The 22,128-nt window shown below is 45.0% G+C and carries 27 protein-coding genes and 2 riboswitches; of the genes, 11 read left to right on the forward strand and 16 right to left on the reverse strand.

Going from position 1 to position 22,128, the window contains the following annotated elements; all coding sequences use genetic code 11:
- Positions 1-2: 2 nt before the first annotated feature.
- A riboswitch (FMN riboswitch) is annotated at positions 3-149 on the forward strand.
- Positions 150-271: 122 nt separating this feature from the next.
- From ribD to H9659_RS05040, 5 genes are all read left to right on the forward strand, one after another.
- Positions 272-1,387 carry a bifunctional diaminohydroxyphosphoribosylaminopyrimidine deaminase/5-amino-6-(5-phosphoribosylamino)uracil reductase RibD gene (gene ribD, locus H9659_RS05020; protein WP_225217650.1) on the forward strand — a complete coding sequence of 372 codons (1,116 nt, stop codon included), beginning with the start codon at positions 272-274 and terminating at the stop codon, positions 1,385-1,387.
- Positions 1,368-2,015, forward strand: a complete 648-nt coding sequence (ribE, locus tag H9659_RS05025) for a riboflavin synthase (RefSeq protein ID WP_191688825.1) — start codon at positions 1,368-1,370, stop codon at positions 2,013-2,015. The genes ribD and ribE overlap by 20 nt, the downstream gene beginning before the upstream one ends.
- Positions 2,016-2,031: 16 nt before the next feature.
- Entirely contained in the window at positions 2,032-3,225 is a 1,194-nt protein-coding gene (locus tag H9659_RS05030) for a bifunctional 3,4-dihydroxy-2-butanone-4-phosphate synthase/GTP cyclohydrolase II (RefSeq protein WP_191688826.1), read from the forward strand.
- A gap of 12 nt (positions 3,226-3,237) precedes the next feature.
- Entirely contained in the window at positions 3,238-3,705 is a 468-nt protein-coding gene (gene ribH, locus H9659_RS05035; protein WP_191688827.1) for a 6,7-dimethyl-8-ribityllumazine synthase, read from the forward strand.
- Between the two features lie 128 nt (positions 3,706-3,833).
- Positions 3,834-4,235, forward strand: a complete 402-nt coding sequence (locus H9659_RS05040) for a GNAT family N-acetyltransferase (protein WP_191688828.1) — start codon at positions 3,834-3,836, stop codon at positions 4,233-4,235.
- A gap of 47 nt (positions 4,236-4,282) precedes the next feature.
- On the opposite strand, the gene H9659_RS05045 is transcribed toward H9659_RS05040, so the two are convergent.
- The 4 genes from H9659_RS05045 to H9659_RS05060 all read right to left on the reverse strand — a co-directional run bounded on the left by H9659_RS05045 (position 4,283) and on the right by H9659_RS05060 (position 6,371).
- On the reverse strand, positions 4,283-4,789 hold the full coding sequence (locus tag H9659_RS05045; RefSeq protein WP_225217651.1) for a QueT transporter family protein: 507 nt from the start codon (positions 4,787-4,789) through the stop codon (positions 4,283-4,285).
- Positions 4,790-4,942: 153 nt separating this feature from the next.
- Positions 4,943-5,698: a 3-oxoacyl-ACP reductase gene (locus H9659_RS05050; RefSeq protein ID WP_191688829.1), complete on the reverse strand. Its 756-nt coding sequence runs from the start codon at positions 5,696-5,698 to the stop codon at positions 4,943-4,945.
- A 55-nt stretch (positions 5,699-5,753) separates the two neighbouring features.
- On the reverse strand, positions 5,754-5,975 hold the full coding sequence (locus H9659_RS05055; RefSeq protein ID WP_191688907.1) for a DUF2829 domain-containing protein: 222 nt from the start codon (positions 5,973-5,975) through the stop codon (positions 5,754-5,756).
- Positions 5,976-5,996: 21 nt separating this feature from the next.
- Complete coding sequence (locus tag H9659_RS05060) at positions 5,997-6,371, reverse strand: winged helix-turn-helix transcriptional regulator (RefSeq protein WP_191688830.1); 375 nt, start codon at positions 6,369-6,371, stop codon at positions 5,997-5,999.
- A 137-nt stretch (positions 6,372-6,508) separates the two neighbouring features.
- On the opposite strand from H9659_RS05060, the gene H9659_RS05065 reads away from it, so the two are divergent.
- On the forward strand, positions 6,509-7,135 hold the full coding sequence (locus H9659_RS05065) for a nitroreductase family protein (RefSeq protein ID WP_191688831.1): 627 nt from the start codon (positions 6,509-6,511) through the stop codon (positions 7,133-7,135).
- Between the two features lie 216 nt (positions 7,136-7,351).
- Here the strand turns inward: H9659_RS05065 and H9659_RS05070 are convergent, their stop codons facing one another.
- Positions 7,352-8,800, reverse strand: a complete 1,449-nt coding sequence (locus H9659_RS05070) for an NAD(P)H-binding protein (protein WP_191688832.1) — start codon at positions 8,798-8,800, stop codon at positions 7,352-7,354.
- A 154-nt stretch (positions 8,801-8,954) separates the two neighbouring features.
- Between H9659_RS05070 and H9659_RS05075 the strand changes: the two genes are divergently transcribed.
- The gene (locus tag H9659_RS05075; protein ID WP_191688833.1) at positions 8,955-9,815 is read left to right on the forward strand and encodes a GNAT family N-acetyltransferase; all 861 of its coding nucleotides are present in this window, start codon (positions 8,955-8,957) and stop codon (positions 9,813-9,815) included.
- Between the two features lie 48 nt (positions 9,816-9,863).
- On the forward strand, positions 9,864-10,703 hold the full coding sequence (locus H9659_RS05080; protein ID WP_191688908.1) for an alpha/beta fold hydrolase: 840 nt from the start codon (positions 9,864-9,866) through the stop codon (positions 10,701-10,703).
- A gap of 8 nt (positions 10,704-10,711) precedes the next feature.
- Here the strand turns inward: H9659_RS05080 and H9659_RS05085 are convergent, their stop codons facing one another.
- The 5 genes from H9659_RS05085 to H9659_RS05105 form a co-directional block, all read right to left on the reverse strand.
- Entirely contained in the window at positions 10,712-11,626 is a 915-nt protein-coding gene (locus tag H9659_RS05085; protein ID WP_191688834.1) for an aminoglycoside phosphotransferase family protein, read from the reverse strand.
- A 66-nt stretch (positions 11,627-11,692) separates the two neighbouring features.
- Positions 11,693-12,007, reverse strand: coding sequence for a DMT family transporter (locus tag H9659_RS05090; RefSeq protein WP_191688835.1), 315 nt, complete (start codon positions 12,005-12,007; stop codon positions 11,693-11,695).
- Entirely contained in the window at positions 12,007-12,348 is a 342-nt protein-coding gene (locus tag H9659_RS05095; RefSeq protein WP_191688836.1) for a DMT family transporter, read from the reverse strand. The genes H9659_RS05090 and H9659_RS05095 overlap by 1 nt, the downstream gene beginning before the upstream one ends.
- 60 nt (positions 12,349-12,408) lie before the next feature.
- Positions 12,409-12,505, reverse strand: a riboswitch (guanidine-I (ykkC/yxkD leader).
- 128 nt (positions 12,506-12,633) lie between these two features.
- Positions 12,634-13,356 carry a GNAT family N-acetyltransferase gene (locus H9659_RS05100; protein WP_191688837.1) on the reverse strand — a complete coding sequence of 241 codons (723 nt, stop codon included), beginning with the start codon at positions 13,354-13,356 and terminating at the stop codon, positions 12,634-12,636.
- 36 nt (positions 13,357-13,392) lie between these two features.
- Positions 13,393-14,010: an NUDIX hydrolase gene (locus H9659_RS05105; RefSeq protein WP_191688838.1), complete on the reverse strand. Its 618-nt coding sequence runs from the start codon at positions 14,008-14,010 to the stop codon at positions 13,393-13,395.
- A 310-nt stretch (positions 14,011-14,320) separates the two neighbouring features.
- Here H9659_RS05105 and H9659_RS05110 point away from each other — a divergent pair, with 310 nt between their 5' ends.
- Positions 14,321-14,716, forward strand: a complete 396-nt coding sequence (locus H9659_RS05110) for a hypothetical protein (RefSeq protein ID WP_191688839.1) — start codon at positions 14,321-14,323, stop codon at positions 14,714-14,716.
- Positions 14,717-14,746: 30 nt separating this feature from the next.
- On the opposite strand, the gene H9659_RS05115 is transcribed toward H9659_RS05110, so the two are convergent.
- The 4 genes from H9659_RS05115 to H9659_RS05130 form a co-directional block, all read right to left on the reverse strand.
- Entirely contained in the window at positions 14,747-15,457 is a 711-nt protein-coding gene (locus H9659_RS05115) for an AAA family ATPase (protein ID WP_191688840.1), read from the reverse strand.
- Between the two features lie 27 nt (positions 15,458-15,484).
- Positions 15,485-15,991 carry a hypothetical protein gene (locus H9659_RS05120; protein WP_191688841.1) on the reverse strand — a complete coding sequence of 169 codons (507 nt, stop codon included), beginning with the start codon at positions 15,989-15,991 and terminating at the stop codon, positions 15,485-15,487.
- A gap of 121 nt (positions 15,992-16,112) precedes the next feature.
- Positions 16,113-17,741, reverse strand: a complete 1,629-nt coding sequence (locus H9659_RS05125; protein WP_191688842.1) for a hypothetical protein — start codon at positions 17,739-17,741, stop codon at positions 16,113-16,115.
- Positions 17,734-18,528: an ABC transporter ATP-binding protein gene (locus H9659_RS05130; protein WP_191688843.1), complete on the reverse strand. Its 795-nt coding sequence runs from the start codon at positions 18,526-18,528 to the stop codon at positions 17,734-17,736. The genes H9659_RS05125 and H9659_RS05130 overlap by 8 nt, the downstream gene beginning before the upstream one ends.
- A 110-nt stretch (positions 18,529-18,638) precedes the next feature.
- Here H9659_RS05130 and H9659_RS05135 point away from each other — a divergent pair, with 110 nt between their 5' ends.
- Positions 18,639-19,121 (forward strand): hypothetical protein, encoded by a 483-nt coding sequence (locus H9659_RS05135; RefSeq protein WP_191688844.1) that lies wholly within the window; start codon positions 18,639-18,641, stop codon positions 19,119-19,121.
- A 76-nt stretch (positions 19,122-19,197) separates the two neighbouring features.
- Here H9659_RS05135 and H9659_RS05140 read toward each other — a convergent pair whose 3' ends face one another.
- Positions 19,198-19,704, reverse strand: a complete 507-nt coding sequence (locus tag H9659_RS05140; RefSeq protein WP_225217652.1) for a methylated-DNA--[protein]-cysteine S-methyltransferase — start codon at positions 19,702-19,704, stop codon at positions 19,198-19,200.
- Positions 19,705-19,838: 134 nt separating this feature from the next.
- On the opposite strand from H9659_RS05140, the gene H9659_RS05145 reads away from it, so the two are divergent.
- Positions 19,839-20,183, forward strand: coding sequence for a DUF3889 domain-containing protein (locus tag H9659_RS05145; RefSeq protein ID WP_191688910.1), 345 nt, complete (start codon positions 19,839-19,841; stop codon positions 20,181-20,183).
- Between the two features lie 160 nt (positions 20,184-20,343).
- Here the strand turns inward: H9659_RS05145 and H9659_RS05150 are convergent, their stop codons facing one another.
- Complete coding sequence (locus tag H9659_RS05150; RefSeq protein WP_191688845.1) at positions 20,344-21,894, reverse strand: malate:quinone oxidoreductase; 1,551 nt, start codon at positions 21,892-21,894, stop codon at positions 20,344-20,346.
- Positions 21,895-22,128 lie beyond the last annotated feature (234 nt).

The following is a 22,128-nucleotide window of genomic DNA, read 5'->3' on the forward strand; positions in this document are numbered from 1 at the left end:
TAATATTCCTTCGGGGCAGGGTGAAATTCCCTACCGGCGGTGATGAGCTTATGTTGCTCTTAGTCCGTGACCCGGCTGCATGTTTGCAGACGGTGGATTTGGTGAAACTCCAAGGCCGACAGTTAAAGTCTGGATGGGAGAAGGAATGGTGCGTTTTTCAAATTTTTTATTTGACTGACGCTTATTTTGTCATGCTTACCCAGCCCCGCACATTCGTTGCGGGGCTTTTTTTGTTACATGAGGAATCTATAATTCAGGAGTGTTGTTCACGTTGGAAATTGAACACTATATGCAAGTCGCTTTTTCAATTGCTCAAGGTGCGGTAGGACAAACTTCGCCGAATCCACCCGTCGGTTCCGTTGTTGTGAACCATGGAAGGGTTGTCGGAATGGGTGCTCATTTGCGTGCAGGTGAACGTCATGCAGAGCGGATCGCTCTTGATATGGCAGGTGAGCACGCCCGGGGCGGGGATCTGTACGTCACTTTAGAACCTTGTTCGCATACGGGGAAAACGCCGCCGTGTACCGAAGCGATTATGCAAGCCGGTATCACTCGTGTCTTCGTTTCGTCACTCGATCCGAATCCCCTAGTTGCAGGTTCGGGAATCCAGACACTTCGAGATGCTGGAATCGATGTGCAAACCGGAATTTGTCCGGAGTTGGCAGACGAATTATATCAACCTTTTTTTTACTTTATACAAACCAAACAACCTCATGTAACGGTAAAAACAGCTATGACATTAGATGGTAAAATCGCAGCTTTTTCAGGACACAGTAAATGGGTGACAAGCGAGCACGCGCGGCTTGACGTCCATCGTCTTCGTCATGTCCATGATGCCATTTTAACCGGAAGTAAAACGATTCTTCATGACAATCCCCTTCTTACCACCAGATTGCCCCAAGGTGGCCTTCATCCTATTCGAGTTATTTTAGATACGCAATTAGTAACGCCTATTGCGAGCCAGATTATTCAAAATGCGGATGCCCCAACATGGATTTTTTGCGGCAGCACCGCTTCAAAAGAACTGGAATTCAACTTGTTAACGTATGACCACGTTGAAATCATCCGCATGAATGACCCTGATATTGCAATATCCGCTGTTCTTAAGGAACTCGGCGCACGCGGCGTCATGACGCTTCTTGTAGAGGGTGGCGCTTCGGTAAATTCATCCTTTTTACAAGCAAATGCCGTCAATCGGATCATCACGTACATTGCTCCGAGACTTCTCGGAGGTGCCGGTTCCCTGACACCTATCGGCGGAACAAATCCTGCCTTGATGAGCGACGCAAAAGAGTTTGTTTTTGTAAAAACGGAACAGCTCGGTCCAGATTTAAAAGTTACGGCTGTGCCAAAAGGAAGTGATAGGTATGTTCACAGGAATCATTGAAGAAATCGGTACCTTACGAATAATCCGCTCGTCCGGCCAATCGATGGAACTCATTGTAGCGGCAAATGAAATACTGAAAGATGTCCGTCTAGGAGACAGTATCGCCGTTAATGGCACGTGTCTCACCGTTACCTCGTTTACGGATGGACAGTTCACCGTAGATGTGATGCCAGAAACATTCCGAGCGACCTCGTTACATAATGCGAAAGCCGGTACTGCGGTGAATCTGGAACGTGCTCTTCGGGCGGATAGTCGTTTAGGCGGGCACTTTGTAACCGGCCACGTTGACGGAACCGCAGTTGTCCAGAAGTGCCAGCATGTCGAGAATTCCCTTGTCATGCATTTATCGCTTCCGCCAGAGGGCTTGCCCTATGTCCTGCCGAAAGGATCGATTGCACTCGATGGCACTTCTTTAACCATTTTTCAAGTGATGGATGATTGCATCTCGATATCGCTCATCCCCCATACTCAAAAGACGACCATCCTTGCGAAGCGTCAACCGGGAGACCGTGTCAATGTCGAGTTTGACATGCTCGCAAAATACACGTTCAACATGTTGAAGCGGCAACATTCTTCTGCTAACCAACCTTTGAACAAGGACTTTTTACAGCAAAACGGATTTTTATAAGGAGAGGGTGTTCCTCATGCTGGATACGATCGAAGAAGCAATTGAAGATTTAAAAATCGGAAAACCGATAATTGTCGTGGATGATGAAAACCGTGAAAACGAGGGTGATTTCATCTGCTTAGCGGAGTACGCAACTCCCGGGATGATTAACTTCATGGCGACAAAAGGCCGCGGTCTCATCTGTACACCGATTACCGAATCGAAAGCAGCTCAACTCGGTCTGCCGATGATGGCTGCACATAACACGGATGCACACGGGACCGCCTTCACAGTAAGCATTGACCATGCCGACTCCCATACTGGGATTAGTGCATTCGAGCGTTCTGAGACAATTTTAAAAATGTTAGATCATCAGTCAGCCCCCCAAGATTTCAAGCAGCCTGGTCACGTCTTCCCACTTGTTGCACAAAATAACGGAGTGCTTAGTCGAACAGGTCATACTGAAGCCTCAGTCGATTTAGCAAGGCTTGCAGGTAGTGAACCCGCGGCGGTCATTTGTGAGATTATGAGCGAGGATGGCTCGATGGCACGTTTGCCTGAATTGCGTCAGCTGGCGGATGAAGAGAAACTGAAATTGATCAGCATCGAAGATCTGGTCCAGTACCGCCTTACAAATGAGATACTCATTACTCGGGAAGCCCAAGTCTCACTGCCGGCGTCTTTCGGACAATTTGAGATGATTGGCTTTACTGAAAAACTGACAGGAAAAGAACACGTTGCACTCGTGAAAGGTGACCTGACCAGCGCGGAACCCATACTAGTCAGAGTACATTCGGAATGCTTGACAGGGGACGTCTTCGGTTCTTCCCGCTGTGATTGCGGTCCGCAATTACATGCCGCAATCGCAAAAATCGAGCAAGAAGGCCGCGGTGTGTTGCTTTATATGCGCCAGGAAGGTCGTGGAATCGGACTCATCAACAAACTGAAAGCCTATGAATTGCAAGAGCAAGGTTTGGATACCGTTGAAGCGAATGCTGCACTCGGTTTTCCTGACGACTTACGTAACTATAGAATCAGCGCTCAAATCTTACAGGACTTATGCATTTCTGACATAAGGTTGTTAACGAACAACCCTAGAAAGTTGGATGGACTAGCAGAGTATGGGATTACGATTTCAGAACGTGTTCCAATTGAGCTCCCTTCTCGTCCCGAAAACAAGCAATACTTGCAAACGAAAGTAGAAAAACTCGGTCATTTATTGACCCTATAGGAGGCAGTCATAGTGGGAACTGTATACGAAGGACATTTAGTTGGTACAGGATTAAAAATAGGTATGGTAGTCGGCCGGTTTAATGAATTCATCACAAGCAAGCTGCTTTCAGCTGCACAAGATGCATGCAGACGTCATGGGGTTTCCGAAGAGGATATCGATGTGGCCTGGGTGCCTGGTGCTTTCGAAATTCCGATGATCGCTAAAAAAATGGCAGACTCCGGTAACTATGATGCAGTCATCACACTCGGCACCGTCATTCGTGGAGCAACGCCTCACTTCGACTACGTATGCAGCGAAACTGCCAAGGGTGTGGCGGCAGCTGGAATGCAATCCGGGATTCCCGTCATCTTTGGTGTGCTGACGACAGACTCAATTGAGCAATCAATTGAACGCGCAGGAACGAAAGCTGGAAACAAAGGCTGGGATGCAGCTGTTTCCGCTATTGAAATGGCGAACTTGAATAAACAGTTTTCATAAGACAGTTTCCATATTCCTTTCAATAGTGGGTTGAGTTGTTCTAAAGTAGGATATAGGAACAACTAGCAGGATGATGCTTTTGTAAAATAAAGCACAAATCCAATAATTGCTGTAGGAGGAATCCACCGATGTCTATCACATATACATTTAAAACGGATCAGTTGACGAAAGACAACATCCAACAATTATTCCAGTCCGTTGAATGGGAGTCCGCTTCCCATCCAAATGATTTACACAATGCCATCCTCAACTCCCACTCGGTAGCAACTGCATGGGACAACGGGCGCCTGATTGGACTAGCCAATGCGATGTCTGATGGATCGATGACTGTCTACTTCCATTACGTCCTTACAGATCCAGACTATCAAGGTCAAGGTGTCGGTAAAGAGATTATGAAGATGATGTTGGAAAAGTATGAGACGATGCACACGAAAGTACTCGTTTCTTATCCAAAAGCAGTTGGTTTTTATGAGTCTCTTGGCTTTGAACCAGAAGAATCCAGTACACCGATGTATGTATTCTCGAACTGAATCCATAGGAAAAACGCATCCCTTATCATAACCGGGGATGCGTTTTTTCATTTTGTGAAATCTATTTTTTTTGAAAGAGCGAGCATGATGCTGCCGCCAACGGTCATTGACAATAGTTCGCCAGCGCCTACTGTGAACCAAGTGATCCAAAATGGTGCGCCGTACAATAAGGTCAACTGTCCAGCGACGGTGAACATGGAAACGGCGAAAATTACGGCAGTCCAGACAAACTTCAGTTTGTCCGACTTCAGTTTTCTCGTAGCAGCCCGGCTCATGAGAAGCACGAGAAACGTGGCGACTCCACCAATCGGTACGTCCAGGAACCAAGTTGGAGAGAAGAAGTTCGCTAGCACCACTCCTGCTGTCACAGCGATGATATATCGCTTGTGAAACAACGCCAAGTAGTTGAACATCTCAGACAGCCTTAACTGGACCGCGCCGAAACTGATGACCGCAAGCGTGAGCGTGACAGCGACATAAAGTCCCGCCACCACCGCCATTTTCGCAAGTTCTCCGACCGCAATCCGCTGACGCTCTTTTGCGAGTAACGTCATATATAGTCCTCCTTTGTAAAACAGCAAAACAGCTGTTTTAGTAGTAACTGCGACCAAAGGAAGAAAGAGCCGATTGCTCCGTCAAAAAGTGCCGCAGTGCAGGCAAAAAGACTGCCTGCCTAGTATAGCAGAATTCGTGCGTCCTGAGAATGGTCACTTCGCCGTCCAACCACCATCGATCGAAATAACCGTTCCATGGACATAATCGGAAGCAGCTCCAGCTAAGTAGAGTGTCAGTTTCGCGACTTCTTCAGGCTGCGCCCAGCGTCCCGCAGGTGTTTCCTCAGCGACCCACTCCGCCATTTTTCCATCCCCTGCAAAATCGGCAGCATTCATTGGCGTCTGGATGGCGCCTGGTGCAATTGCATTTGCTCTTATTCCTTCCCGACAATAATCCAGATCGACTTGTTTCGTATAGCCGACAACCGCATGTTTGGATGCCGTGTATGCTGCTCCCCCTCCGCCTCCAACGATTCCTGCAATGGAAGCCATATTCACCAGTACACCTGATTTCCTCTTCAGCATATGCGGCAAGATTGCATTCGTTACGAAAAACATGCCTTTTATGTTCGTATTCATAATACGATCCCACAACGCTTCATCGGTATCTAACGTTTTCGTATATCCATCAAGCACGCCTGCCGTATTGCACAGAATGTCGATGCGGCCGAAAAATCCGATTGCCTGACTCACCGCCTCTGTCACTTCACGTTGGTCAGTCACACTTCCTTCGCTATAACGAAAGTGACTTGGATGCTCGCTTGCCAGGTTCTCCAAGCCCGTTTGAAGAACGTCAAATCCATAGACATACGCACCTTGTTCAAGGAACGCAAGTGCTTGGGCATACCCGATTCCTGAAGCTGCACCCGTGATGAACACCGTTTTCCCCGCAAATTCACTTTGTGCCATCGTTGAATTCCTCCATTCAAAAAGCCCATGATTGCTCATGAGCTGTTGTGTTTGTTTATTCTACAATCGACCAGTCTTCCGCTAATAGATCGCATACCGTCGGTGTAAACATCGTGTACCCTTCACCCGTTACATTAATGACGAAATAAGGATTCATCTTTTCCCCATCCAACGATTCAGCCTCAACAAGTTTCACGTAAAGTTCTGCGCCGCCCCATCCATTCCGAATGACTTTGTCGCCTGCTTTTAGTCGCGGTAAAATTTCTTCAAATGTCATCATCTATCCATCCTCTCAAACTTAAGATTCGTTTTCTGCTTTCGACTGCGTGCAGCCGCCGTTCGATTTCACCCACGTCAAAATCGAGCGGATGATTGGATCGAATGCTAACCCTTGCTCTGTTAGCTCATATTCCACTTTACGGGAAGAGAGTAACGTCCTCTTTACAGCAAAACCATGCGCTTCCAATTCTTTCAAACGCTCTGTCAGCAGACGGTCTGAAATGCCTTGGATTTCCGCTGCTAATTCATGGTACCGCTTGGGTCCATCTAATAGATGGTAAATGATAATCCCCATCCACCGTTTACCGATAAATTCTATTGTCGCATGAAAACTATCACATGCGACATGCCCATTTTGTGATGGAGATTGAATAAGTTCGTCGGTTTTTTTCATCGTCAAAACCCCTATTCTTAAGTTAATTCCACTCTACCACAGTCATAGTTGACAAACAAGCTTACCAATAGTAAGCTGAATCATGTACTTACTAAAGGTAAGTTGAATTCAAATGTAATCACAAAGGAGTTTTTAACATGACAGAACTATTTGCCCCACTATCAGAAGTCATTCACGCTCGTAAATCCGTCCGGAAATTCGATTCGGAATATCATATTGCACCCGAAGTGATTGAAGAAATGTTACAAGAAGCAACACTTGCCCCTTCTTCAAGCAACTTACAGCCTTGGCGGTTTATCGTCATTCAAGACCAAGAAGCTAAAAAGAAAATTAAAGAGTTTTCATTCAACCAAGAACAAATGGAGACGTCTTCTGCCATCATCGCAGTAATTGGCGATACAGAAATGTATCATAATATTGATGAGATCTATGGTGCCAACTTACAAGCTGGTTATATCGACGAAGTCAATGTCCAAAGACAGATCGATAATGCAAAGGCTCTTTACCCGAATGCACCAACAGCCGCTCGCTTGACGATTGCTGCGTTTGATGCAGGTCTCGTTTCGATGCAATTAATGTTGATTGCAAAAGCGAAAGGCTTTGACACGGTCCCTATGGGCGGTTTCGATAAAGCGCAATTTGCTAAAGAATTCAACCTGGAAGACCGTTACGTTCCACTTGTGCTGATTGCCCTTGGGAAGGCAGCTGCACCGGCATACGGTTCTACTCGTCTGCCACTTGAGAAAATCACATCATTTGTATAAGGATTAGACAAAACGCATCCCCAATTGGGGTGCGTTTTTTGTTTTACAGAGATCGTATTGTACTTCCATTGAAATAGTAGCTAAAGTAATTCCTTTCATCTCAACAAACCAGTTGGATGGTATCTCTTTTCCATCGCATCCATTTTATCAATTCACCCTTTCAATTCGCACTAAAAACTGCCCACTACGTCAATCAACGACGTGGGCAGTAGAAATTCATCGGTTCTCTTCAACTGTTAGGTTTCTGACATACTGGCGATCTCGCTCACTTACGCTCAACCGGTGCATATGTTTCCTGAACGCACTCATGACGAACGCATGCATATTCGCTTGTGTAACATAGTAAACAAACCAAGGAAGCGATGGCAGGTAATCATGAATCGCTATAATCGCTTCACTCGCTCCCGGTATTTTACGGAACTCCATCCGCCCTCGCTCATTCGTTTGGTCATCCAGTAAAAATCCACCTGTAATGTAGTAGAGCGCCCGGTCTTCAGTACTTCGCTCTCCTGAATAAGATAATTCCAGAAGCGTGCGACTTCCGAGGAATCCGATTCTACAATTCAAATCGCTGTCTACCGTCGTTTGGACCCATGGATTCAAAAATGTCTCCAGCCATTTTACGTAATAACGTGCGGCTTCATCCGCCGTCCATCCAGTTGGCAACTCCACCCGCTGAACAGAGCGGACATCTTGTTTCAGAGGACCGAATACCGGTAAAAGGGATGTAGAGCGTTTGTCTTTTTGAGCATCTGCGTCCATCGCGATTTGTGCAGCTTCCTTAAATGGGGTTTTTCCATTGCTAATCCCTTCAACTGTATACCTTTTGTGGACAACCATCGGATGCTTTAAGCTTTCCAAAAGTGGATACACCATCTCTTTCGGGGTATTCGTGACCAGTCTGAGCCATAGTCTGGAGAGGGTTATCGAGAAGAACGGTACATTGAGCATAATAGGGTTTTTCCCCATAACATTTGCCGTTGCCTTCATCATCGTTTTGTAAGTCATCACATCCGGTCCACCAATATCAATGGAACGATCTTTCAAGTCAAAGTCCATGATGATGGAAGTCAATGCAGACAACACATCCTTCAAAGCGACGGGCTGTGTTTTTGTGCTCGTCCACTTCGGGAGGATCATAATCGGCAGACGCTTCACAAGCTTTGATAGAATTGGAAAAGAGGAACCTTTAGGACCGACTATCAAGCCTGCTCGTAAAGCGGTCACTGGAACGTCATACGCTCGCAATACTCGTTCCACTTCCAACCGGCTTCGCAAGTGCTGAGAAAGTTTTGACTCGTAGTCTTCCGGAATAATTCCGCTCAAATAGACAATTTGCTGAATGCCTTGACGTTTTGCGGCTTGTGCAAAGTTATCCGCCAAAATCACATCCATATCTTCAAAATTGCCTTGTGTCAGCTTTGCGGATTTCAACATCGAATGGACCAGATATACTGCAATGTCAGCGCCCTCTACCCCTTTTTCTGCATCCTTCATAGAAAACAGATCACATGAGCGCCACTTTACATCTTCGGTATCTTTACGCCGTCCGCCATTTCTGGATAATGCAATAACTGTCGCTTTCCCTTTTAAATATTCCAGTAAGCTATTCCCGATATATCCGCTTGCTCCCGCTATCGCTACCACCGGCTTTCTTTCTGCCATTCATTCCGCCTCCTTGGTCATTCCCTCTAATTTTCTGTACCCTTGCACTCGCCCTCCTAAGCCTTCTACCTCACTTGTCATCAATTATACATAGATGATTGAAAATTGCCTCTTTAATGCGTATACTCAACACAATACGAGAAGGGGTGTCTCTATGAAAATCATGTTTTTCGACGATCCATTTAAATTTGCTGCCAAAGCAGAACCGATTTTATCAGAAGGGGAAGATGTTTTCAGCCTATTCAATGGGGTATTGCAATCCATTAAAGCCGGCATGGTACAAGAGCCGTTGATGGCAACTGCGGAACAGCACGGCAACGTGATCGCTTTGTTTCAAATGACGCCGCCTTTCCCGCTCAACATGATTTTTACGGATGAACAGCAGATGGATGCGGCAATCGATGGGATGATTGACTACATCCTCTCCAACGACTTGGCACTGCCTTCGATCATTAGTTTGAAACCATGGGCTGAGAGATTCGCAGCTAGATGGAGTGCCCAGACCAATCAACCCTCCAAAACGATAATGGACCAAGGTTTGTATCGATTAGATAAGGTCGATGAAACCCTCGAGAAAAGTCCCGGAACATTCAGGCTAGCCCAAGAATCCGACAAACCGCTGCTTAAAAAATGGCATATCGGATTTATAGAAGATACCCAGATGCCCGAAGTGACCCCAGAACAAGCAGCAGAGTGGGTAGCGCGCGCAGTTGAGCGTGAGGAAATTGTGCTGTGGGAAGACAACGGAATTCCAGTGGCATGTGCAAAGCAAGCAAGACCTTCGCAAAACAGCATCACAGTTTCCTTCGTCTATACACCGACTGAACACCGGAGGAAAGGCTATGCACGGACCCTCGTCGCAGACTTTTCTGCCAAGTTATTAAACAACTACGAATTCTGCATGCTCTACACAGACATGACGAACCCAACGTCTAACAAGATTTATCAGGAAATAGGATACAAGAAAATTGCAGATTCTGTGCAATTGGGATTTGAAGTGAAGGAGGATCGTTAAGTGGATAAACGATATGGCATCACCCCAGAGGAGAAAGAATTGGGTACTATGTGGAAGCAACAAATGATTACGACAGAACGCGGAGATTTCGAGCTATTTACGAAAGGAAGCGGACAGCCCCTTTGCGTCACTCACTTATATAGCGAATTCAATAAGAACGGCAACCTTTTTGCCAATATCTTCACAAAGAGTGCGACAGTTTATCTTGTGAATTTGCGCGGTTGTGGAAACTCTTCACCACAAAATGAAGAATATACGTTAGGAATGGACGATGCAGTGAAGGACTTGGAAGCAATACGCAAGTCTCTCTCCATCAAAAAATGGATTTTTGCAGGTCACTCTACTGGTGGAATGCTCGCATTAAAGTATGCCACGCAATTTCCGGAAAGTTTAGTGAAAATCATTGCTGGTGGCTTATGCGCTTCGTCAGACTATATGAAAGACAAGGGGAGTATATATTGTTCCCAAAATCCTAATAACACCCGCTTGCTAGAAATATTATCCACCTTAAAAGATCGTGCATCCACGGCAGACCAGCGACGTGCTGCCGGGAAAGAGTGGTCACTGATGTCTCTTTATAACGAGGATACCTATGATGAAATGATTAGAAGGCCAAACAGCGGAAAGACGGTACCCGCACGCTTAGATTACTTCTCCTATGAAGAACTGCCAACGTATGATCTAAGAGCTTCACTTATGGATGTTTATGTTGAGGCACATATCTATTCTGGCCTTCATGATGCTCAATGTCCTCATCATTTTTCCAAGGAAGCGGCAGAATTGATGCCCAACTCAACGATGACCACTTTTGAATACAGCAATCACTCACCCTTCATAGAAGAAGAAAAGGAATTTGAAAGATTTGTTCAAGATGAAGTATTTTCGTAAAATACGCTTCAACGAATAGCTTCTTCCAAAAACTCATTAAACCACTGAGCACACTGCAATCTCTCGATCCAAGCAGGATCCTTATCTTCAACGAACCAGCAAGCATAGAGCATAGACATTGCGATTGCCGCCTTTAATACACGCTTCTTATCAAGTGCTAGTAATTCGCAGATTTGGTCAACCCGGTAACGTAGGAGCGCTTTGGGATCAGGCTTTTCCATCAAATGATTTATCATAAATTGCACGAGGTCGAAGCAAGGATCTCCTCCAACTCCCTTTGGGTCAATTGCGAGCCAACCACGCTCCTGACTGTATAAAATATTCTCGTGATGTAAATCTCCATGCAGCAAACTGAGAGTTTCAGTGGTCTCCATCAATTCTTGGAAGTAACGAAGTGCCTGACGGACCCTCTCGTTCGGGAGGTCTCCGTCTATATCCAAATGGTGCTTTTTGTAGTCTTCCAGTGTGACTGCCCAATCCGTGATGAGCGGGAGATCACTGTCCTCTGGCAAATCTCGGCGGAGTTTCTTCCATACACTTATGAATTCCTGGACAACCACCTCTTCGTCAGAAAGATTACAGAGCATATGCCCAGGAGTAAGATTCTCCAATAACATGGCTCCTCGCACCCGATCCTCTTTCACCAATCGTGCACATCCATGACCATTGTAGAGCCCGAGAGTTTCCATCTCATTACGGTAGGCCAGATCTGGCACCCCTAGTTTTAAAATGTAGGGAGTTTGTCGGGAGTCTACCGCGTTCGTCACATAGTTATAAGAGAGATTGTGAACCGGTTGCTCAATCGTCAATCCCCAGTGTTTTGCAAAGCAGTTCACTCGCTCTTCCAACGATGCAATCCACACCTCTCCCTCTGTTCCAAAACTATTTCGTACTCTCTGTTCAAACTCAATGGGTAGCTTCATACATGTCCCCCCTTTTCCTTTAATTCAGCTAGCAGGCGATAGATTCCCGCCTGTAACTTTACTCCATCAAGACACTATTTTTAACCCCACTGCCGCTCCTAATACCATTCCGATGAACAGCAGACGTTTCCACTCTTTTGACTCCCCGTAGACGAGCATTCCTAATAACGCGCCACCAGATGCTCCGATTCCTGTCCAAACGGCGTAGGCAGTACCCATCGGCAACGTTTCCATGGCATTTGCTAAAAATAGAAAACTCGCGCCAAATCCCGCAACCAGCAGTACGACTGCCTGCCAATTCCGATCCTTGTGTAGCTTACTGATCATTAACACACCAAACATTTCAAACAACCCTGCCACTACCAATGAAACCCACGCCATTACGATTCCACTCCTTCTGATTCAGTGTCGGGAGTCACTACTTTCAAACCGATCACTCCTGCTAATAACACCATAATTAAAATCATCTTCACAATCTTAAATGGTTCTTCAAAAAATACGATATCTGTAAAGACTGTTCCCGCAGTACCAAGGCCAACAAAAACGGCATAGACCGTTCCGACGGGTAGTTTTCTTCCTGCCATAATCATCATATAAAAGCTGATGGCGATGGCTAAAACCGTCCCACTCCACTCTAAAAAGCCGTCCGCATGCTTTAACCCAACTACCCAAAACACTTCAAATACCGCTGCAATGACGACCTTAATCCAATTTGCATTCAAGTTACTGACACCTCCATATTTTTTAACAGACAAAAAGCCCGAGAGATACTGAAAACAGTCATCTCCCAGGCTTTTATCCTTCCGTGACACAGCAACGCTGTGAGTTTTCTCTCGGTCCAGACTAACAGTTCGTTACGGAACCCTAGAAAACATGAGTATGCAATTAAATCTCATTATACCTACTCAAAAAGCTTTTTCAAGCAATGCACTCTTGTTTATTAATGTAAATAAGGTAATGCACATGCCTATCCTACTTCGTTGGGTTTCTACTTGCTCTTCCACTTTTCAAACAGTACGTGGTCGATCAATCCGATAAATGCCTTTACGGTCTCTCAACACACAGCCATTGTTCTCAAAAATCCGGATCATCCCAGCATTTGCAGCGTCGGTACTTCCTACATAATACGTTGCCCCAAATCCTTTTAATGCCTCCAGGGAATGTTGATGACAAACGGTCCCTACTCCCTTGCCTCGCCATTTTGGTAAAATACCAAAGTAAAACAGCCTGCCTTCTTCCTTCGTACCGGGTTCAATATGAGGGATACTGATGCCTACCGGCTGGTCTTCTTTTTGGAAAATCATGCAATGAGATCTCCAATCCGGACCCAGTTCCAATTCGAAAGACTCCATGATTTGTTCAATTGTAAATAGAATATTTTTATTGGCAGAGCCACTGCGACATTGCTCATATAAGTGCGCAAACGTTTCATCGGTCATTTCGGAGTCTGCTAAAATCATTGAAGAAATATCAGGTCTTTGCATATGAATTGGATGTAAATCCACGGTGTATTCCACGATTACAGATACCTTATGGAAACCTTTTTTTAGCAGCCACACCTCAAACGTCTCATCCATCAATAAGGATAGGTAGTCCACTTCCTTGTGATTCCATTCTCTCAAAAGTTCTTGGAAAGTTTCTTCATAGTCACGTTCACTTACCACAGGTTGTTTCACCTGGTCTACCAACCAATACTCTTTTTCTTTCTTGATAGTGCTGAACAGCTTCATCTCTGCCCCTTCTTTCTGTTAAACACGTTCTCTTTTCTAGTCAATCCATGTTTCTTTATGAGGATTACGGTTGAATTCGAAAAGGATATGGATCTGTTCTGTAGTATTGCGCTTCACAGAAAGCTCCGGGAGATTGTTTTCAGTGAAAAATCCGATTTCCGCTGTCTCGACTCCGGTGATCGGTTGTCCTCCAATAATTTCGCATTGGATGAAGACTTTATAATAGTGAAACGCTTGGGGTATCGATGCGTACTTATTCATATCCATCAGTGCCAGTAATTTTCCCGGTTGAACTACGTACCCTGACTCTTCTCGTACTTCTTTCACCACATTTTCTGCAGCAGACAATCCTACTTCACAAAAACCGCCTGGCAACGCCCATTTCTTGTCGTGTGTTTCTTTCACGAGTAAGATTTGATCGTCTTGAAACACAACACCCCTAACATCTATCTTAGGAGTCGGATATCCCTTTTCCTCCAAAAAAAGCTCTTGAATTTTTTGCATGTCCGTTTTTGTATGAAACGCCATAATTTCTGCACTAATTGTCTGTAATTCCTCATATCGTTCCCGATCGAATGCATCATTCGAAAAAGCCTGTCCGGCCTGGGAGATCGATTGAATCCGTTGTGCCCATTCCAACCATTTATAGCTCATCTCATTCCCTCCACTTTAACGTCTATCTGGCAATCAATGATAGAGTACTCAGATACTTCTTACCACTAATCGGATGTAAAGCGAGATGGCTCACCTCGCTTCAATTCCTGGAAACCTAGTTCAAAACGCAGTCGGAATGGCTGTTGCGATTCCAGACTGTGTTCTACTTAAGAAAGTTGAAGTGTTTAAATAATTTTCAAAAAGCCAAACTCCAATTGAATCGAAGTTTGGCTTTTTAATTGGAATAATGGGAACTTAATAACCTAAATAACGTATTAGTAGAAACCATTTGTGAAGGAAGGTTTTGTGTTTGAAGAAAATATCCCGATGGGGCTTCATGTATGTTGTGCTAGTTTTCTTAATCGCACTGAGCATTCATAACGCTATGCATCACCCTATGGATTATGAAGTAGTTGAGATTTCTAACCTGCCATCCGGAGTAAAGCAAGGTATGAAAGAATCTAACCGCCAACAAGCGTTCAGTACATTTGAACACGGGGACCATACATACGTCGTCTATCACTTGAATGAGTCCAACTCCTACAGCTCGCTCGATCTCAAAGCTCATAAACGGTTCAGTCAACCGATTATTACAGCTACTATCACTCATGCCGTAGATGATCCGCTTGTTGAAAGTGAAAAAGCCATCAAATTGAAAGAGAGCAGTGACAAGGAATTTAAATTTCAAGTAGTAGATGAACGATAAAGGGATACAAAAGCGGATCAACTCAAGCGTTTACCCTTCCTCGAATAGGTCTTTTAGAAACTTTTGTCGATGATCTAAGAAGTATTTCGTTACTTGATAGTGATGGGTCTGCTCATAGTCAATTGCGTGGATTTCTTCTTCATCGAAACTGAGTATGGATGCTCCCGGATAGCCAAGCAGAATTGGAGAATGCGTAGCTATGATGAATTGACAGTTTTTCTCTTCCACCAGCTTATGGATAATCCTCAAAAATGTTAATTGGCGCTGTGGCGATAATGCCGCTTCTGGTTCATCCAACAAATAGAGTGCTCTGCCGTTAAAGCGATTGAGGAATAAGGACATGAATGATTCGCCGTGCGATTGTTGATGCAAGGATATCCCACCATAGGCATTATAAGAACCTACTTGGTCCACATGAGAGGCAAATTGATAAAACGATTCGGCTCGTAAGAAAAATCCATTCGTCACTTTAGGCATCCATGATAATCGTAAATACTCCGAGAGATCGCTCCCCGCTGCATCCACTTCATACTGATTGTTACGCCCCCCGCCCGCGGGATTAAACCCACATACATCCGCTACCCCTTCCAGTAACGTTGACTTTCCTGAACCATTTTCTCCAACAAAATACGTGACAGGATTTGTTAACTCTAGTTCTTTCAATGACTGAATAACCGGTATGGTGAACGGATACTCCTCTTTTCTTTTTTCATTTTGAAGCGTAATCTTTTTTAGAAACATACTAGTACGTCCTTCCTAATAGTCCCACTAAATATGTGGAACGAAAAACAAGATAATAAGCAGAACAAGCACGGTGCAGTTGGCAGAATAGACGATTAAGTCCTCCGACGTCCTTACACTACCGTAGCGATGAACTACCGATAGGACAAATAGATACATTAAAGCTAAAAAGTATAGCAGGACCACGTCAATTTGCCATTGCTGATCTTGAGTGATCGATGCAAATACCTTGCTTCCCAAAACAACAAATCCAATAAATGAAAGCACAAACAGGACTCCTAAGAGAACAGGTAGAATTCTCCAGATCTTATGTGTGAAAAATTGCCCGTTCTTGCGCGCTTGCCAATACACAACTGCTGCAGTACTCCACACTGTACCGATGATGCTAACAAATGTAATTGCAATAGTAGGGTCTATCCAACGTGGTAGACTTTCAAGCGACACATGAATTGAACTTATGTAATAATGCTTACCGATCAATCCTAAGATCACTGCACACGCCGTTGCTAATTGATAGCCTGTCCACTTTGACAAATCATTCACTCCTTTTCCATATTACGAAAGGAAGTAAAAAAAGTTTCGATACTTGTTAGATCTTTCTTGAAGTAAAAATGGACCTACCCAGAATTATCTGCCAGGTGGGCCCATTTGTTATTCATACGTAATGACGCTTAATCGGAAGCAGCATCTTCCAGCCGACCAGACATCCCAATACAATCACGACTAAGTAAATCGGAGTCCCATATGGAATCTTAGTCATCAGAATATGAATCCCTACAAAGACTCCAATGAGCAGCATGAGGATAATCTGTTTTGCTGTACCCGATTGAACAGACTCACCCATTGGAAGCGAAAATGGCAATGTGCCTTTTGCACCTATCGCATAGCAAATGACTGCATATAGGACAGCTGAAAACAAGACGACAATAAGATCGGGAACAATTCGCCAGCCGAACAACACCGTAAATAGTACTGCTTGCAAAATATACACCGGCAAAAACAACTGGGCTAGGCTCGCTTTTAAAGCTGCTCTGTTAACACGTGAAACACTCGTTATCGGGGCGACGGCAAAGATCCATGCTCCTTTGAATTTACCTGAATAACTTAACATGATTGCTAGTGGACCAATGATGATATAACCGAAGTAAATCATGAAATACGTATTGGAGGTTATCATGTCTTGCCATGTTCCATTGGATAAAAAGATATATAAAAAGAGGAACGGTGCAACGAATCCGACCCCTAACGATGGATACACTTTCAGTTTAAAATCACGTTCTCGTTTCATCAGCTGCCATGAAAACCGGAAACTTGCACGTTCTTCGCTGTTTCTGCAGAGCACCCACCCCCAGAACCTCATCAATACTGCCTGTTGTTGTTTGCCGCCTCTTGTTTCAGCCATTAGTTTCTGAAGGTCACGTTCAAACAACGGCATTTTACGGATGTACATCCAAATCGCTAATACGGGAATGATAACAGCAGTTAATGAGAGCATTACAAGCGGTTGACTCCCATTGCCCCCTAGCAACCATTCGAAAGGTGCTGCAAACCATAACGGTGGAATCAGGAAATGCCACCAGCTGAACTCATATGAAATCGTTAAACCCACGAAGTCAAACGAGCGGATCAGAACTTGATATCCTACAAAAATCCCCACTGATAACAGGATTTGTACGTAATTGATCATGTCTTTTAGTCGTTCGCCATCGAAAACACGCAGCATCACCATATAGGTGATCGCTGTAAGTGCGATGATGAACAGCATTAGAAAAATCATCATCACCAAGAACAATAAAAAGAACAGTATCCCTTTGGACACAAGTATTACTATTGAAGGAATGCCCAGTAAAGATAGTGCAATCAATGTCATGTAAATACTGATATGGACTAGCTTCGCAGCATTCAGCGTCCGATCATCCACGGGTGCAGCAGCCAGCAGAATCCGATCTCTAACGTCCAGGAGGACACTGGAAAAGTCCGCAATGAGCGACGTCATGATCATGAACATCGCAATTCCGAATACAATCCCCATCTGCAGCATCACGCTGTCGCCAATGAACAGGAAAGGAATAATCACTAGACCGTATAGCACATACAACCCAAGGGATTTAAGAAATTGGTTACCTTCTTTCAGTTTCGTTTGAGAAAATACAACAGGGATGCGCCGTTCATCCATTGTCAGCTTCAGCCCGACAATGGTTCGCATGGAAGGATAGTGGATTCCAAACGTTTGAAAGAGACCTTTAAATAAGTCCATCACACGCAGTGATCGGAAGTTATCCATCCATTTCACCGCCTGTAACGAGCTCTACAAAGCGCTTCGCCGTTTGCTGATGTTCATTAAAACCGGTCAACTGATTAAATAACATTTCAAGAGATCCTGCTTCACCCTGACCTTTTAATTCTTCAAATGACCCGTCGGCTGCAATTTTCCCATTGTACAGAAGCACAATGCGATTACTGATTTTCTCTACGACATCCATTATATGTGACGAGTAAAAAATCGTTTTCCCGCTTGCCGCAAGCATTGCTAAAATATCTTTGACCACCATTACGCTATTGGCATCAAGTCCGCTTAATGGTTCATCTAAAAATAATATGTCCGGATCATGCAGTAAGCTCGAGATGATGAGCACTTTTTGCTTCATACCCTTGGAGAAGGAAGAAATCCGAGTATGTAAAACTTCCTCGAGTCCCAGCTCAGTCATCAGCTGCCGTGCTTTTTCCTCGACCGTTGTGCGCTTCATACCATACAGCTCACCAATGAATGTCAAGTATTCCATAGGTGTCAGCGTATCGTAGATCTCCGCATTCTCAGGCACGTAGCCTATTCTGCGTTTAACGTTCTGGTCTTCGTTACGTAAATCGTTTCCAAAAATCTCGACAGTCCCTTTGTAATCTCGAAGGAGTCCAAGTAAAATTTTCAGCGTTGTACTTTTTCCAGCTCCATTCGGTCCGATGTATCCGATGATCTGTCCTCGATACACGTCAAGGGAGATTCCATCTAGCACTCGTTTCCCCGGAAATTCCATCGTGAGGTCTCGCAGTGAAATAATTGGTTCTGTTGGCATACGGTAGTTCCCCCTAGCTCTCTCTGTTTGCTTAAGGGTAACAAGTTGCCAGGGAAATTCCAATAACTTTTTGTATAATAAAGAAATTAGAGATAATTTTAAGAGAAGTTGTGAAGAGAGTGGGTGGGTTGACTCGTGAAATGAGCGGGTTCCCTTGCGAAACGAGCGGGTTCCCTCGCGGAACGAGCGGGTTCCCTCGCGGAACGAGCGGGTTCCCTCGCGGAACGAGCGGGTTCCCTCGCGAAATGGGCAGGTTCCTCGCCGAAACGAGCGGGTTCCTTCGCGAAACGGGCGGGTTCTCTCGCGAAACGAGCGGGTTCCCTCGCGAAACGGGCGGGTTCCCTCGCGAAACGAGCGGGTTCCCTCGTGTGAAACGAGCGGGTTCTCCTCGAAAACGGGCGGCTTCCCTCGCAAAACGGGCGGCTTCCCTCGCGAAACGAGCGGGTTCCCTCGCGGAACGGGCGGGTTCCCTCGCGAAACGAGCGGGTTCCCTTGCGAAACGAGCGGGTTCCCTCGCGAAACGAGCGGGTCGTCTTGCGTTAGGGTTTTCACCTAATCACACCTATCTCATTTTTAAAGGTAGTGTGCCCTGATGCCAAAACAATATTCGAGGAGCGTTCACATTATGATTTTCAGTCGACCAGGCGCATTCCCTGCACTTCAAAATCATTACTTATTTTTTTGTTCATGCGCTAGCAGCCATTCTTTCCTCCACAAGCCACCTGCGTATCCAGTCAACGTTCCATTCGAGCCGATAATCCGGTGACACGGAATGATGATGCTCAGCTTGTTGTTCCCATTAGCCGTACCGACTGCGCGCACTGCCTTTTCGTTGCCAATCGAACGTGCAATATCTCGATAAGACGCAGTTTGTGCATAGGGAATATCCGTTAGTGCTTGCCAGACAGTTCTTCTGAATTCGGTACCCGCATTTTCATACGGAATCGTAAACTCCTTACGAGTCCCATTAAAGTATTCATCCAGCTCGTTGTAACAGTCTTTGACTACTTGAAAGGTTGAATCCGTCAGCCCTGTCCTGACCACGTCAGAATCTGTAAATAAAATTGAAACAATCGCTTCTTCTGTTCCCACGATTTCAATCACACCGAGGGGCGATTGATACTCCACTTTCGACATGTTGGTGTTCAGGTCTGCTTGGTAAATTGAGGGTTGCATAATGACTAAATCCTCCCCGCACTTCATTTTCTTTAGTGTAACGAAAAATCAAACATGGCGCTACTTCATTGACATCATTCTTGTATAAAACAAACAAAAAACCGCATCCTAACCAAAAGGAGGGATGCGTTTTGATGATTAAAATTGCGATTGCAATCGGACTTTTCATCGTTTCTTACTCACCTCATGCTCCGATTACCGATGTGGTGCAAGAAGGTGCCCCTGCGTATGCGAAATGGTCGAGACTAGCCATTACTCAAACGCAATCGAAGTATCCGAAAGCCAGTATTGTTGACTACTTGTATATGGGAAGCGCTGCGAATAATGGCTCCACTGTTGCCACGTTCCGCCTTTGGCTGCGTGAAGGGAAACGGGAATACGGCGTTGTCGTTCGCGTGACGTATGTCACGGAAACTGAAAAACTGGAGAGTGTGAAATTCCACGAAATTGTACCGCCTGGCAGAAGTGATAAGCGATAACTTTCACTTCCTAGTTTACCTTCTCCTACGATGACTAGAGATATTTATTTGTTCGAACTCCAAAGTAAAATCCCTTTTGCTTAAAATCAGTTACATATAATACGTCACCAACCTTCAAAACCCCCTTACTGAACATCAGTAAGGGGGTTAATTATAGGTGTTAGTTCTCTTCTGGTAAGATTTGCGGTTCTACCACACCAGTTACAGAAGCATCTATAACCACTGGCTCAGCATCCAGCTTCAGTGACTTCGCAGTTGCTGCTTTCACATCACGAAGCATATCCGGATTTTCCACCAATGCTGTACCGTACGAAGGCACCATTTCTTTGAACTTCGCATCCCATTCATTTTTACGATCTGGGAAACATGTATTGAGTAGATTGATCATGACATGGACTGCTGTTGACGCTCCCGGGGAAGCTCCGAGCAATGCAGCAATTGAACCATCTGCAGAGTTGACCAGTTCCGTTCCGAATTGGAGGGTCCCTTTTCCGCCTGCTTCAGTTTCTTTGATAACTTGTACCCGCTGACCTGCAACAACCACATCCCACTCATCGACCTTCGCATTCGGGATGAACGCGCGTAATTCCTCAACTTGCTGTTCTTTCGAGAGCATGAGCTGCTGAATGAGATACTTTGTCAGCGACATCTCTTTCACACCAGCAGATAGCATGTTGAAGACGTTGTTCGGCTTTACTGACGACAGTAAGTCCATCATCGAACCCGTTTTCAGGAACTTCGGTGAGAAACCAGCGAACGGTCCGAACAGCAAGGACTTCTGGTTGTCAATATAACGCGTATCCAAGTGAGGGACTGACATCGGGGGTGCACCCACCGATGCTTTCCCATATACTTTCGCATAATGCTTTTCTGCAACTTCCGGGTTGTTACAGACTAGGAACAGACCGCTGACAGGGAAGCCGCCAATTCCTTTCCCTTCAGGAATGCCTGACTTTTGCAACAAGTGAAGGCTACCGCCACCGCCACCGATGAAAACAAACTTCGCAGTGTGGCGCTCGATTTCCCCGCTCACTAAGTTACGAACTTTCAGCTCCCAGCGGCCATCACTCTTCTGTTTCAAATCCTCTACGCTGCGTCGGTATTGGATATCCACATTTTCACGTTGAAGATGATCAAATAGCATATGTGTAAGCGCACCGAAATTGACATCCGTTCCTGCGTCGATTTTAGAAATGGCTAACGGTTCAGTAGATGTCCGACCTTCCATCATTACAGGAACCCATTCTTTTAACGTTTCACGATCTTCTGTGTACTCCATATCTTGAAACAGTGGATTTTGCTTCATTGTTTCATAGCGCTTCTTTAAAAACGTCACGTTGTCCTTACCTTGCACATAACTCATGTGTGGGAGTGGACGGATAAAATCTTCAGGACGTTGAATTCTTCCGTTCTCTACTAAAAATGACCAGAACTGCTTAGATACTTGAAACTGTTCGTTGATTTTAATCGCTTTGCTAATATCAATGGAGCCGTCTGCCTTTTCCGTTGTATAGTTCAGTTCGCATAATGCTGCGTGACCTGTACCGGCATTATTCCATTCATTCGAACTCTCTTCCCCTGCCCGGTTCAGCTTTTCAAACACGGTAATATTCCACTCTGGGGCAACTTCCTTCAGCATCGCTCCGAGAGTAGCACTCATAATTCCGGCGCCAATCAAAATAACGTCTGTATTCGTATCTCTGTTGCTCATTTGACCCATCCTTACACACTGAATTTGCAAAAAAAATGGAGGGAACCGTTCCCACTGCACCTTTTTTGTATTGCTGACCATTGTCTACATCTATACGTTTTGATTAATTAATAAATAAACTTGCTTTACCTTCCCAATTATAGACTAATTCAAGGAGATACAAAAGGGAGATGTTTGAGGATATAGACAAATCACAAGCTTATAAAGATCATAGTAGAGTAAATGATGAATTGA

Origin of the sequence: Sporosarcina gallistercoris, assembly GCF_014836415.1 — a bacterium.
Lineage (GTDB): Bacteria > Bacillota > Bacilli > Bacillales_A > Planococcaceae > Sporosarcina > Sporosarcina gallistercoris.